General features: G+C 40.7%; 13 protein-coding genes. 1 reads left to right on the top strand and 12 read right to left on the bottom strand.

The window, feature by feature from the left end; genetic code table 11:
* Window positions 1-260: 260 nt before the first annotated feature.
* On the top strand, window positions 261-635 hold the full coding sequence (locus PTI45_RS16500; protein WP_069328705.1) for a hypothetical protein: 375 nt from the start codon (window positions 261-263) through the stop codon (window positions 633-635).
* A 321-nt stretch (window positions 636-956) separates the two neighbouring features.
* Here the strand turns inward: PTI45_RS16500 and PTI45_RS16495 are convergent, their stop codons facing one another.
* From PTI45_RS16495 to PTI45_RS16440, 12 genes are all read right to left on the bottom strand, one after another.
* Window positions 957-1,139: a hypothetical protein gene (locus PTI45_RS16495; protein ID WP_069328704.1), complete on the bottom strand. Its 183-nt coding sequence runs from the start codon at window positions 1,137-1,139 to the stop codon at window positions 957-959.
* 246 nt (window positions 1,140-1,385) lie between these two features.
* A complete protein-coding gene (gene ychF / locus PTI45_RS16490) occupies window positions 1,386-2,486 on the bottom strand; it encodes a redox-regulated ATPase YchF (RefSeq protein ID WP_069328703.1) in 1,101 nt (366 codons plus the stop codon).
* Window positions 2,487-2,579: 93 nt separating this feature from the next.
* Window positions 2,580-4,319: a methyl-accepting chemotaxis protein gene (locus tag PTI45_RS16485; RefSeq protein ID WP_069328702.1), complete on the bottom strand. Its 1,740-nt coding sequence runs from the start codon at window positions 4,317-4,319 to the stop codon at window positions 2,580-2,582.
* A 209-nt stretch (window positions 4,320-4,528) separates the two neighbouring features.
* A complete protein-coding gene (locus tag PTI45_RS16480; protein ID WP_069328701.1) occupies window positions 4,529-5,014 on the bottom strand; it encodes a hypothetical protein in 486 nt (161 codons plus the stop codon).
* A 54-nt stretch (window positions 5,015-5,068) separates the two neighbouring features.
* A complete protein-coding gene (fni, locus tag PTI45_RS16475; protein WP_069328700.1) occupies window positions 5,069-6,121 on the bottom strand; it encodes a type 2 isopentenyl-diphosphate Delta-isomerase in 1,053 nt (350 codons plus the stop codon).
* A 20-nt stretch (window positions 6,122-6,141) separates the two neighbouring features.
* Window positions 6,142-7,620, bottom strand: a complete 1,479-nt coding sequence (locus PTI45_RS16470) for a phytoene desaturase family protein (RefSeq protein ID WP_069328699.1) — start codon at window positions 7,618-7,620, stop codon at window positions 6,142-6,144.
* A complete protein-coding gene (locus tag PTI45_RS16465) occupies window positions 7,617-8,810 on the bottom strand; it encodes a glycosyltransferase family 2 protein (RefSeq protein WP_175425203.1) in 1,194 nt (397 codons plus the stop codon). Before PTI45_RS16465 ends, PTI45_RS16470 begins: the two co-directional genes overlap by 4 nt.
* A gap of 16 nt (window positions 8,811-8,826) precedes the next feature.
* A complete protein-coding gene (locus tag PTI45_RS16460; protein ID WP_069328698.1) occupies window positions 8,827-9,564 on the bottom strand; it encodes a lysophospholipid acyltransferase family protein in 738 nt (245 codons plus the stop codon).
* Window positions 9,548-10,342: a carotenoid biosynthesis protein gene (locus tag PTI45_RS16455; protein ID WP_069328697.1), complete on the bottom strand. Its 795-nt coding sequence runs from the start codon at window positions 10,340-10,342 to the stop codon at window positions 9,548-9,550. The genes PTI45_RS16460 and PTI45_RS16455 overlap by 17 nt, the downstream gene beginning before the upstream one ends.
* 1 nt (window position 10,343) lies before the next feature.
* Complete coding sequence (locus tag PTI45_RS16450) at window positions 10,344-11,225, bottom strand: phytoene/squalene synthase family protein (protein WP_083243577.1); 882 nt, start codon at window positions 11,223-11,225, stop codon at window positions 10,344-10,346.
* Window positions 11,222-12,685, bottom strand: coding sequence for a phytoene desaturase family protein (locus PTI45_RS16445; RefSeq protein ID WP_069328696.1), 1,464 nt, complete (start codon window positions 12,683-12,685; stop codon window positions 11,222-11,224). Before PTI45_RS16445 ends, PTI45_RS16450 begins: the two co-directional genes overlap by 4 nt.
* Window positions 12,682-14,232: a phytoene desaturase family protein gene (locus tag PTI45_RS16440; protein WP_069328695.1), complete on the bottom strand. Its 1,551-nt coding sequence runs from the start codon at window positions 14,230-14,232 to the stop codon at window positions 12,682-12,684. The genes PTI45_RS16445 and PTI45_RS16440 overlap by 4 nt, the downstream gene beginning before the upstream one ends.
* Between the last annotated feature and the right edge of the window lie 80 nt (window positions 14,233-14,312).

Here is a 14,312-nt window from a genome sequence, read left to right as displayed (position 1 = left end):
GGGTGCGCGTCGGCAGAGTCAGATGGGTATAAGAGAAAGGTGCTCGTTGATCTGATGAGCATTTCTTTTTTATGGATAAATACCTGTTATATATTATAAAATCGATGCCTTTCAAAATTAAGTAAAATTTATATCCACTAATGTTAAAATATACAACTCCATAATTTGATTTATTTATTTTGCTATTACAAATATCTATACCAAATAGAAAATTTGATATAATAAATAAGTAGTTAACAAATTGGAGGCTATTTATAGACATGAATATAAATAAATCAAAAATTTTCTTTCCCGTTGTTGCCCTGATTATTTGGGTAATTTTAATTATTTTGTTTGGGTTAATATCTCATTTTTCGTTAGCTGGTTTTTGCTTAATAATTCATGGATTATGTATATTAATTTATGATTCTGTCAACATTGAGAATTCTAAAGGATATAATAGTCAGATGATTGCTAGTATAATAGGTTTCATTGTTTCTTTTATTAACGCTTTCAATGCCTTCTACTTGGAATTTCAAGGCTTACTAATCAAATTATTTGTTGCTTTATTCTCTGTAGCTTGTATATATGTTTTTTTCAAATTATATAAAGAAGTATTAAATAAGAAACAACATAAAAGAAATCCTCCTATTTAATAACAGGGGGATTTTTATATTATCATGTTTGGTAAGAAGTTGTTGTGTATAAGTCCAATACGACATAATTGGCAACAAACGAAACTCTTACCATGTAGTAAGCATAAATGTAATACAAGAAACTGTTTATAATTCTCAGCTAATTCTAATACGATTTGTTGCATTTGATTAGAAGGAGTAACATTAGCAATTTGTTGAATCTATTGACCTACTGCAATAACTTGAGGTAATCTTGCCTTACTTAATAGCCCTCGCAGCCACTCCAGCACCTACAGAGTAAAACGCTACTCGTAGTATGGAAGCACTCGTCCCTGTATAATCTCAAATCATCTGTAGCACTTGCTCTTTACTAATATAATTTACTACTACAGCTCTTACTTCTGGACCAGATGGAGCTGCAGTAAGCGAAATACTATTATTATTTGTGAATAAGGGATCAATAGTACTTAAGTTTTCATTCATTAGACTCGAAGAGTTGGGAAATTCATTTTGGTATTGCTTCATAATTAGCTTCCTCTTAATTTATATAGATGATATATAGTGAGGCAAAAGAGCTTCTTTCCCTAAACTTTGTCTTTTTCTTTACTTATGAATCAAAGGTAATTTCTGAACGAATTTTACAACTTAATTTTTAAAAATAAAATAATTTGAATAAAAAAAGAGTCTCGCTCTCCTTTAGGGAAAACGGGACTCTTTACTTATGCTCAATGATCAACGTTATATGCTAATCATCATTTCAAATAATCAATCTTACACGTTAAAGCGGAAATGCATAACATCGCCATCTTTAACCAAATATTCTTTACCTTCCAAACGCAATTGTCCGCGTTCTTTAGCACCGTTCATCGAACCTGCATTCACAAGATCTTCATATCCTACGACTTCTGCACGAATAAATCCGCGTTCAAAGTCAGTATGGATGACGCCAGCTGCTCCAGGAGCTTTGGTTCCTTTGCGAATTGTCCAAGCACGTACTTCTTGTACACCTGCTGTAAAGTAAGTGTATAGACCTAGCAACTGGTAAGCTGCTTTGATCAGACGGTTTAGACCAGACTCTGCTAGACCTAGCTCTTCTAAGAACATCGCTTTGTCTTCATCTTCTAACTCAGAAATATCTGCTTCAACTTTAGCACTGATTGGCACAACAACCGCATTTTCAGCTTCAGCAAATTCTTTTACTTTTAATACAAAAGGATTAGTATCTGCTTCAGTTACGCCATCTTCGCTCACATTAGCTGCGTACAATACAGGCTTCATCGTTAGCAAATGAAGATCACGAACAAGTAGACGCTCATCTTCGCTTAGCTCAATACTACGAGCAGGCATATCGTTGTACAACGATTCTTTGATACGCTCTAATACTTCGACTTCTTGAGCAGTTTGTTTGTTACCGCCTTTAACATTTTTGCGTGAACGCTCGATGCGTTTCTCTACACTATCCAAATCAGCCAAAATTAATTCCAGATTAATCGTCTGGATATCACTGATTGGATCGATTTTGCCGTCAACATGCGTAATATTCTCATCTTCAAAACAACGAACCACATGTACAATCGCATCCACTTCACGGATATGCGCTAAGAATTTGTTACCCAAGCCTTCGCCTTTACTTGCTCCACGTACCAAACCTGCGATATCTACAAATTCAAAAGCAGTAGGTACCGTTTTCTTAGGTACAACCAATTCTGTTAATTTGTCTAAACGCTCGTCTGGAACTTCTACGATCCCTACGTTAGGATCAATTGTACAAAACGGATAGTTCGCAGATTCTGCACCTGCTTGTGTAATTGCATTAAAAAGAGTAGATTTACCAACGTTCGGCAATCCGACAATACCTGCTTTCAAAGCCATTTATATGACAACTCCTATTGATCTGAATTTATAAATAAACGAACATGAATTTCCACACTCATTATATATGAGAACCCTCGGTGTGGCAAACAACTATACGATAAATTTATTCGTCAAAGTTTGAAGTTGACTCGACAGTGTCGTTAGATTTTGAGAGATGGTCGATAATTCAGTAACCGACTGTTCTTGTTCTTGCGCACTAGCCGATACTTCTTCGGTCATAGCAGAGGTTTCTTCAGTCGCTGAAGCGATATAACTGAGTTGCTCTTCTACTTCATGACGAATATTCTGCATATGTGCTGTACGATCTGCTAGATTTACAGCTAATCCGTGTACTTCTTCAGACACTTGGCTCACTTGTTCAAATGTCTCCATACATTCAGTAATCTGAGATTCTTGTCGATCCGCAGACTGCATGGTTGTATCAAATTGACCACTCATGCTATTGATTTGCTCGACAAAGCTACCTAAAATCATATCAATTTCACGAATCGAATCTTCAGACTGTTGTGCTAGACTTCGCATTTCACTCGCAACAACAGCAAATCCTTTACCAGCTTCACCTGCTCGAGAAGCTTCGATGGATGCATTTAATGCTAAGATCTGAGTCTGTTTTACAATACTTTGAACTTGACCACTCACATTCGCTGCTTGTTGTGATTGTTCTGCTAACGTGCGTGACATCAACTGCATATGCTGCATTTGTTGAACATTTTGCTTACCTTGTGCTAACAATCGTTGATGTTCTTGTGTGACTTGTTCGCGCACTTCAGTCAGTTGGCGAGCGGTATCTCCGAAGCGATCTACATAACTGCCCACTTCATCAATAATCTGTCCTAGACGTTCTGAATGTTGTACTGCTTCATCGGTCTGTTGTGCTTGTTGGGTTGAACCCGTAGCAATCTCATGAATGGCACGAGATAACTCTTCTGTCTGACGTAATGTGCCTTCAGAAACTTTTGAAATATATTGAGACGATTCTTGTAGCGTATGCGAACTGTTCTGAATATTAGTAATCATATCGGTGATATGAGCGACCATTGCATTATTCAAGTCACTGATATCGCCTAATTGATCTCCTGTAATCCGTTTCGATTGTACGGTTAGATCACCTTTAGTGACATTTTCCATACTCGTCTTGATCTCACCCACTTGACGTAACATCCGGCGAATAAATGCCATTGCACATAAAACAGCAATCAAGAGAACCACTGTAAATACAGGAATAACCATTTGATATGCCTGTTTTAATGTACTTGAATAGACTGTATTCACAGCACTTGCCGAAATATCGATTCCCAAGTATCCGACCGTTTTTCCACTTGGGTCTTTGATCGGTGAAAAGGTAGAAAATAATTCTCCCCATGTCGGATCTGTAGCTACATCAGTAGTCACCATTTGTTCTGATAATACCTCTGGAGCAATCCCTGAACTAAATTCAAATTCGTCTCCGTATTTGCTGTAGTCCTCATCATCCCATGCGGCTCCGTCCACTGTATAGAACCATTTTCCATCCACATAGTTAAACAAATAAATATATAATGATCCCGTTTCTTGACGTAACATAGTCAACTGGTCACGAAGATCGCGATATTCTTGAAGTTGTTCTGGATTTTTACTCGTGCCTAGCTTTTCAATAGCAGCTAAATTAAGATTAGCAATCGTATTTTTAGCTAAGTTTTGGTTGTTATACTGCATTGTAGATAAAGCAGCATCTTTAATTAATATTTGTGTAATAAACATGGTTAATACAGCCACTATAATCAATGGCACGATAATCATAAGATATAATTTCAAGCGTAACCCTAACTTAATTTTTTTGCCCCTTTTCACTGATGTTGCCTCCTTCATACCTCTATCTATTCTGTAGTCCTCAAGATGCCTAACTACATATATATCGTACAAAAGGTGTGAGTTTTGAAGAGGAGCTGCAAAAAAATATAGTTAATTTGTACTATTATTCAGAAATTTTCAGAATTCTTTCAGAAATAAAGATAGAAATCCAAAATAGATTGGATTTCGAGATACAACGGATCTTTAATTTAAGAAGAAGGAGGATATAATTCTAGAAAGCGCTTGGTGGTCAGACTGAACCGATCCCAGTTTTTGCGATGAGGTAAAAATCCTTGTGTGGAGACTTCTTGTGAAAGAACTTCAATCTGTTCAAAGCGGGCAAAGAACGGCAAAACATAATCATCGATATACCGACAAATTTCTTCAATAACCCGCTCTCGCTCGCTGATAGTTATGACATGATAACTATCTATATTTTTGTATTTACGCGTCAAATTTACAATCGGACTGATAAAAACACAATTGGCATCAGGAGGTGCTATTGCTGTCTCTACACTTACAAATACACGCAATTCACCGTACTTGGAGCCTGTAAATGAAATATCAAATGTAAAGTCACCACTTTTTTGACGGAGACATTTTTTGCTTTTTAAATATTTAAAAAGAGGTTGATATCGTTCTGCAATCTGTTGAATCGTATGCTGGCGTGCTTGTTCGGCTTCGGATACAGCCATATGTTGACTCCTTTCTGCCCAAAGGATAACTATTTTAGATATATATGACTATACTTATACGTTCGAACGCAAGCGTGTGGTCGATTGTAATGCAGTGATATCTCCTGCTCCAATACCCAACATTGCGGCGGATAATTCAAATTCAACTTGAGCTAACACTTGTTCTAACGCTTCTGTCGATTCTACAGCCGCTCCTAATAGCGATCTTCCAAATCCAGCAAAGTCGGCTCCTAATGCAATCGCTTTGGCGGCATCGACTCCATTTTTGAGTCCACCGCTACCGATAATAGTCATTTCGGGTAGTTCTTGACGCACATCTACGATACACTCTGCTGTCGGTGTGCCCCAGCCTGCAAAAGCTTCAGCAGCGGCGCGGCGTACAGGATCAATACTGCGGAACTTTTCGACCTGACTCCAAGATGTCCCACCTGCACCAGCCACATCTATAAACGATGCTCCTGCATTCACTAACAATCGAGCGGTCTCTCCATCGATTCCCCAACCCACTTCTTTGATACCGATCGGTACTTCTAACTGCTTGGCGATCTGTTCAATCTGTGACAATAAACCGGCAAAATTAACGTTACCTTCAGGCTGAAAAACTTCCTGTAAACTGTTCAAATGAAGCACCAATGCACTGGCTTCAGCCAGATCAACAGCACGTCGACACTGATCAATCCCAAATCCATAATTCAACTGCACAGCACCTAGATTCGCTATAATCGGAATATTTGGTGCTTGTTGACGCACATTAAAGGTAGCTGCTAACTCATCATGCTCTATAGCAGCTCGTACAGAGCCTAGTCCCATCGCCCAGCCACGTTGCTCGGCTACAGTCGCTAAACGTTTGTTAATATCTCCGGTAGCTTGACTACCACCTGTCATCGAACTGATTAGTAAAGGTGTAGCAACCGGTTGATTTAGAAAAGAAGTTTGTAGTGAAATAGTGGCGAAATCCAGTTCTGGTAAGGCTTGATGGCGAAAATGATACTTTTCAAAACCGGAAGTTACGCCTTCTCCTGCTACATCTTCTTCCAGACAAAGACGAACATGAGCACTTTTACGATCAGCAATCTGTCCTTCAGGTATTATTTCTTCAGATTTCATAATGTGCCCTCGTTTCGATTCTAATGTTGACTTGCAATATGTTTAGCAACAAGTTGGCCTGATAATGTCACAATCGGTGTGCCTCCACCTGGATGTGTTGTTCCACCGACATACCATAATCCTTGTACATCACGGCTTCGATTACCCGGACGGAAAAAAGTCTGCTTTACCGAATTGGATGAAATACCATAGATCGCTCCTTGATGAGCATACGTATCGCGCTGAATATCAGCAGGCGTATAATGCTCCCAGACCGGTCCTTGTGAAATATCTTCCAATCCGTATTGTTCTAACAATGCCGCAATCTTATGTCCATAGGCTTGACGCTGTAGTTCCCAATCCCACTCCTTTGACAAATAAGGAGCATTGGCTAAAATAAACAAATTACTACTCAGCGGCGGAGCCATCTGGGCTTCAGAATAACCTGAATAGCAAATATATAATGTTGGTAAGGTTGGCGGACGCTTTTGCCCGAAGATCGATAGAAATTCAGGTTCATATTGCTCCGGAAAAAAGACCGTATGATGAAGCAGTTGATCATATTGACGGGGTACACCTGCAAGTGTCACAAAGCCAGATAATGAAGGCTCATACCGATCGATCTGCTTATCACTAAGCGAAGGGCGTTCATGTTCATCTAATAACATCTGACTCATACTGAGCACATCACCATTAATAATCACAACAGGGGCAAAATAATCACCTAGACTACTTTCTACACCAATGGCTTTACCTGATTGTACCAAAATTCGGGAGACTTCTGTGCCTGTTCGTATCGATACCCCTAGTTCAATCGCCAGCTTTTCCAATCCCCGTATTAACTGATATGTACCTCCACGTACTCCATACACTCCAAGCTCTGCTTCCACATGACTAAGCATGGCAAATATAGCGGGTGCTTGATAAGGCGAAGCGCCAACATAAGTGGCATACCGTCCGAATAACATCAATGTATTGGGATGGCGAAAATATTTACGCAATAACGATTGTAATGTTGTTAATGGATGTACTCGAAGTAAGCCTTTGCCCATAGAAGGCTTTATTTTATCACGCCATGACAGTAATAAGGTATTTAGAAATTGATTATTCGCTTCCAGATACATCTGCTTCGCTTCTGCTAAAAATCGAGGATATTGAAGCGCATCTTCAGGGCTATAGATTGCAATCTGTTCCGCTGTCACTTCAGCATGACGACTTAAGTCTACCACTGATCCATCTGCAAAAATATTACGTGTACGTGGTTCTAGATCATACAAATCTACATAGTCTTCTATCTGTCGTCCAGCTTGCTCAAATACACTGCGGAATACATGAGGCATTGTGATCGTGCTTGGTCCACGGTCGAACTGATAACCTGATTTTTCTATATGCTGTAATTTGCCACCGACCGTCAGTTGCTTCTCTAAAATAGTCACATCATATCCGCGTGAAGCTAGACCGATGGCGCAAGATAATCCACCGAAGCCAGCGCCAATAATCAGCGCTTTGCGATCACTCATCCATAATTCCTTCCTTTCCAATTGTAACCTGTACCATTGGCTCCTGCACGCCAAGAATCCATCATAATCCCGATCAGACAAGCCGCACTAACAGGCATGTATATTCCCATCCAGATCGGCTTACCATGATAGACATCAATGATGCTTTTGGTGATCATTCCAATCAAAATACTGAGCAATGACCAGCCAATCAGCATGGTATCTAAGGTACATAGACTATAGATCAAGGTAATCACAGGCAGAATAAATAACAGTGCATAATAAATAGAAATCCCGATCGCTAGCAGAGGACTACGTCCTGCACCTACAAAAATATTCTTTTTATAACCTTCCCATACTTGTCCCGCATTGCGGTACATACGAGCAGATGTATAATGCTGTACATTAGCCAGTGTCACCGGATCACCGATTCGCTTGACTGCACGAGCTAATTCCATGTCTTCTACAATCTGAGTGGAAATTCCTTCATGTCCTCCTGAACGAGCATAACTGTCCGGGTGAATCATTAACCATGCCCCTGTCACAGCCACAAAGAAAGGGCTACGACTACGACGAACCATCATAATCGGCAAATGATACGCAATCACAAATGACATCATGGGTACAAGAATCTTTTCTAACCATGTGCCTGTCTCCATCCGTGGAAATCCACTAATTAGACCTTTGCCTTGAGAACGTGCGGTAACCATTGCGGCTTCTAGCCCTTCTACTTCTAGTCTTACATCTGCATCAATAAATAACCACCAGTTCCCTTGAGCATGTTGCACCAGTTGATGACACGCATATGATTTGCCCATCCAGCCGTCTGGTAAAGGATCACTATGAAAAAGGCGTACCCGATCATCTTGCTGCATCACTTGCTGAATCTCAGCTACTGTACGATCTTCTGAATGATCGTTCATCACCAGCACTTCAATATCAATCGAATCGGTACGACAATTCAATACAGATTCCAAGCACTGACGAATATTAATCTCTTCGTTACGGGCTGGAATCATAATCGATAATATAGGCTTAGAACGCTGATCCTTCCCACTAGTATGGTCTGCTACAGCCTGATCATGCGAGTCTGCCGAAGGTTGATAATAAGTGCTTTGGCTAGATAACGATTTGCCTAATTTGGGCATACGAGATAAATTCCAGATCGTAAATAAAAGCTGAATCGCTAGCCATACTGTAAGTACTTGCATGATCAATAGCATCATTTCACCTTTTTCTTATTTTGCGATATTGATCATATTTCTCATCTACGGTGCGCTTCCTACCAATAAGATGAACTTCATCAGGTAAATATCCTTCTTTGGATAATAGCAATTGCTGGCTATGTTGATCCAACTGTACAGTTAACCTATCTTCTAGCATCTCTGCACAATCGCTGGAACCGATCTGTTTCCAATTTTGGAAAATAGGCTCTCCAATATGTAAAGAAGCTTGCAATCGAGGTTGCTGATACAGTCCATAATGCAACGTAACAGGAATTACAGCTGTTTCCGGTGGAGCTTGTCGTAATAATAATCCGATGCCCGGACGGAACGTTAATGGACGTGTCTCCAAATGGCGAATTTCTCCTTGTGGAAACAGCCATATCCGTTTACTTTGCTCAAGTAATCCTGCGGCATAACGCATACTTTGCCGTACATCGCTAGGACTGCCTTTTTCAATCGAAAAGGCTCCTGCTTTGCGAAAAAAATCATACCGCTTCAATTGCCGTTCTTCCATCATCATATAATGATCGCCTACTGAAGTGCGATTGTATGCATGATACGCCAGCAACCCATCCCACCATGAACTATGGTTCATAATATAAATAACCGGTTGCTGAGCTGGTAAAGCATCTAGCGAACCGGTTATCGTTAAAGAATGAAAATTACGGCGAATAAGATACCATTCATTATACTTTCGAAATACCATTTGAAACGATGCTGATTTACCTGCGGGTATCATAACGATAATTCCCCTCTGCTAAAATAATACCGATCAAGGCAACCATCATCGATCCACCAATATCGGCTTGCCATGCTAACAATCCGAAGAATAATAACATCGCTTGATATAAAAAAGTCGCCTGACGCAAAATCCCTAACGTCAAAATCAAACGCGGCAACACCATAGACAATAATCCACCTACAATAAACCATGCTACAAAATTACTCCACGGCACTCCGTAAAATCCGTCCGTTTCTGCCCAATGCCAGAATCCGCGTGCATGAGCAACTGGGTCAAGCACAAGATCCAAAATGATCACCCATATGCCTACTTTGCATGCACGAATGAGCAGATACATACCTTGATTCGATGTGGATGGACGATCTACCGAAGAACGATGAGAAGAACTGCTTAACAACACGCCTCCTGCGACTACACCAATCCATGCAAATCCTAATGTCCAGGGTACACCATAAATCAAAGCGCCTAGAACAGAGGTATACTCGTATTCTCCAAACGGCCAACCACTATGTACACCAACCCATTCTAAACCCATACCACCTAGCCAGATGATCACGCCAGATATGATAAGGCGTGACCATAGAGGCTTCAGAGAGCCACTGACTGACTGGTCGGACATTTCTTTGAAAAGATCTGCCCTATGGATTAGATAGAGCGCATATAATGCATAAAACACGAGAAAAAGTCCATTTGAAAAATCCAATACTTTCGGTACACCTATTGTTAATAACAAGATAGTTCCGATACTATACCAGATCCAAAATAACCAACCCATATTAAGAAACCACCGATCGCTTAAGCATATCTGTAGTAAATCCGTGTCTCATCGCAATTCCGATCAACATATCACGTTTTTGTTCATCTGTAACATACGCGCGCTTGGTGAATACATCGTATTCATTTTCTACAATAACATCCATAATTCCAGCATAAAAAGTCGCAGCTAATTCAACCGTAAATGCACTGGTCTGAGGATAAGCTGCTAAATCGCCAAGCCCTGTGGCAAACCATTGCTCTGCCAAAAAGCGCAATTCATCCATCAATGCGCGAAAACGATCATCGATCACGCCTGCTTCTAACTCTTCTTCTGTATAGTGATGACGTTGCAACAATTCAAGCGGAATATAACGTCTGCCTCGTCTACCATCTTCTCCGATATCACGCATAATATTTACAATTTGCATTCCTTTACCCAATGCGATACCTGAATGACGAATCTCATCACTATGCTCACCTTTAAGCACAGGCAATAACATTTCGCCTACGGTTCCGGCTACAAGATAACAATAATGCTCTAATTCACGCATCGTTGAATAACGAGTAAACGCAAGGTCATACGTTTGACCGTCCATTTGACGACGGAATGGGGCTTTGGATAATCCCGGAAACTCACTGAATAACCAACGCAAAGAAGGCCAAATAAAGTGTCCTTCTGCGGTCTCTAGCTTATTAAATAAAGCTTGGAGTTCATGAATACTGTATAACGATTGTTCAGGTTCATCTACACTATCATCAATCATTCTACAAAAAGCGTAAATCACATGAACCGCTTCTTTTTGCGGACTTGGGAGCCAGCTAAAGGCATAATAAAACGATGACGAGCCATGACGAATCATTTCTTCACAATTTTGCAAATCAGCCTTTCGGATTGATTTCAAATTCCCAACTCCTTTAACATTTGATGTGCAGCCATCCTTGCTCCTTGCATAACAATAGGTACGCCGCCGCCCGGATGAACCGAAGCGCCTGCTGCATACAATCCTCGAATATGGGGAAAAGGCTTAGGCTGTGGACGATATACACCGGACTGCCCAATCACTGGAGCAATACCGAAGCTTCCACCTCCATATAATCCGCTACGCAAAGCATCTACAGGTGTACGTATTTTAGTCCATTTGATCGAAGAACGAAGATCTGTAAATCCACGACGTTCTGCCGCATTCAGTACATGTTCGACAAGACGTGGTGTATCTTTCTCCCAATCTATACCTACTTCATCGGTCACTGGAATCAAAAAGTATAATACACTATGCCCTTCAGCCGCTGCATCGGGATCAACTGCTACGGGATTAAATACATAAAAAGCAGGGTCTTCTGGCAACTGACGATTACTGAATGCTTGTCTAAGACTATCATTTAGACTAGGTGGTAAAAAGAATTGATGGGTTAACATATCATCCCATCGACGATTGGTTCCCGCATAGATCAGCACACAACCTGATGAAGGTTGATATGGTTTACGACGTGGCTTGGTGATTCCTTTGTCCATTAAAGCTGAAATGTTAGGGAAGTCTCCATTATACAATACGGCATCGAAATGGTGTTTTTCTCCATCCACCTGAACCCCTAGACAAACACCATGCTGAATTTCTAGCTTTTCAACAGTGCGATTAAGCTGAATCTTGATCCCGCGGTCTGCTAATTCTTGCGCTAAAATCTCGGGTAATCTTCCATATCCACCTTTGATCATCCATATGCCAAAAGCATGTTCAGCATAAGGGAGCATTGTATACAGTCCTGGTGCTTTTTCTGGAATCCCGCCGATATACAGACTTTGTAACGAATAAGCTTCACGCAACTGATCATTTGTGAAATACAGTCCCGCAGCACTACTCAGATTACGATACGCTCGAAGATTAAGCATTAATGCTAGATTATCTGGAGTGAAAAAATGTTTCCACTTGGGAAAATCACGCTCTAGAAATGAAGCTTGTCCTCTAGCAAATAATGGACGCATTTCACGCATAAAGCGGCTAAAGTTAGCACCTTGCCCCGGAAAAACACGTTCTACTTCTTCTGCCTGCACTTCAGGCTTGCGATGTTTGGTGAGTACTTTGCCATCTGGATAATGAACACGATACAGTGGATCACATTCAATCAATGGAATTTTGTTACGTGCCACACCAGCTTCTTCCATAATACCATGAAGCATTTCAGGTAGCAGTACAATTGTCGGTCCTTGATCAATCCGTTCTTCCCCTTCGTATTCAAACGCGATGCGTCCACCAACACGATTGCTTTGCTCAAATATAGTTACTTGTACACCTTGCTTGCTCAGTAGTAAAGCCGTTGTTAAGCCACCTATACCGCTACCTACGATTGCTACATGCCGTTTCATGAATGAGTAACCTCGGTCATCACTTGATCGGCATGAGTCTCATCGGTAATCACGATTCCATCCTGCTTAAAGATCATACTGGTACTAATACGTGCAGATTCAAAAATAGTCGGCAATCCACTACCCGGATGCGTTCCTCCACCTACTAGCCATACACCATCTAATTCTTCAAAACGATTATGCGGACGGAATGTCATCATCTGATCCAAGTGATGCGTTAGGTTAAACGTTGCTCCTTGATATACATCTAATTGTTGTTCCCAATCCAGCGGTGTGAAAAAGCTCATTTCTTCAATCCGTTCACGCAAGTCAGCTAATTGAGGAATCATCTCTGCCCGGGATAACATCTGTTCTTTCACTTGTTCACGCTTCGCTTCCCAGTCCGTTTCACCTGTTAAATTCGGTGTTGGCATCAAAATATATAGTGCTGTTTTGCCAGCAGGAGCCAGTGTTGGGTCTAAAACGGATGGATTATGCACATAGATCGATGGATCTTCTGATAATGTTTTTTTCTTCATAATCTCATCTACATTGCGATGATAATCTTCAGAGAAATGAACCGAATGATGGGGTAGATCAATAGCTCCATCGACACCTAGATATAACATCGCCGCAGAACAAGAATATTTTTTGGCAGCTAGCTTGTCTGGTGAATATTTGCGCAATACACCGGGTGCAAATAATTGATTCATCGCTGTAGAGAAATCAGCATTAATTACAATATGATCTGCATATACAGTCTCCCCGTTGTCCAGTACAACCCCCTTGGCTGTACGTCCTTCGGTAATGACTTGTTTCACGCCTACACCTGTATGTACGTGACCTCCGTGTTCAGAGATTACTTTAGCCATACTTTCGAATATAGCGTTGATTCCGCCTTTAGGATGAAAAAGTCCATAACGGTGTTCCAGATACGACAAAATCGTAAAGGTTCCCGGACAATCCCAAGCAGACATTCCTAAATATTTAGCTTGAAAAGCAAATGACATCTTCAATCGCTCATCTTTGAAATATTTAGACAATCGTCCATATACCGTATCGTTTAGATGAAGCTTAGGTAATGCGCGGAATACATCACTACGCATATAATCGGTCAAATTGGAAAAAGGTCTCCGCAACAAAGGCATGACTTTTTCCAGCTTCACATCTTCTTCTTCCAGATAACGATAATACCCCGCCTCATCACCGGGGAAAAGCGTTGCGATCTGCGCAGCCGTATCTTCTCGATCTCGTGAAGGTTGGAATACTTTATCACCGAAATGTAAGCTGTACATTGGTGTTAATTCTTGCATGTCTACATAATCATATAGTGAACGCTTGGATACACGGAATAATTCTTCGATCAAATGAGGCATCATTAAAAAAGTAGCTCCGCGATCGAAACGATACTCCCCTAGCTTCAATTGTGAAGAACGTCCACCGACAACAGACTGTTTCTCGTACATGTTCACTTCATATCCCTGACTAGCAAGTAACATTCCTGCTGCGAGTCCTCCTGGGCCTGCTCCAATGACGATTGCTTTTCGAGTTGAATGATTGGCTTTCATTACAGTCCCCTTTGTTAAAATGGATTTCATAAATACATTAAGTTGTATAAATTCTTTTACTATAATTAATATATAAACTT

The organism is Paenibacillus nuruki, assembly GCF_001721045.1.
Taxonomy (GTDB): Bacteria; Bacillota; Bacilli; order Paenibacillales; family Paenibacillaceae; genus Saccharibacillus; species Saccharibacillus nuruki.
This window is presented reverse-complemented; position numbering and strand designations above follow the sequence as displayed.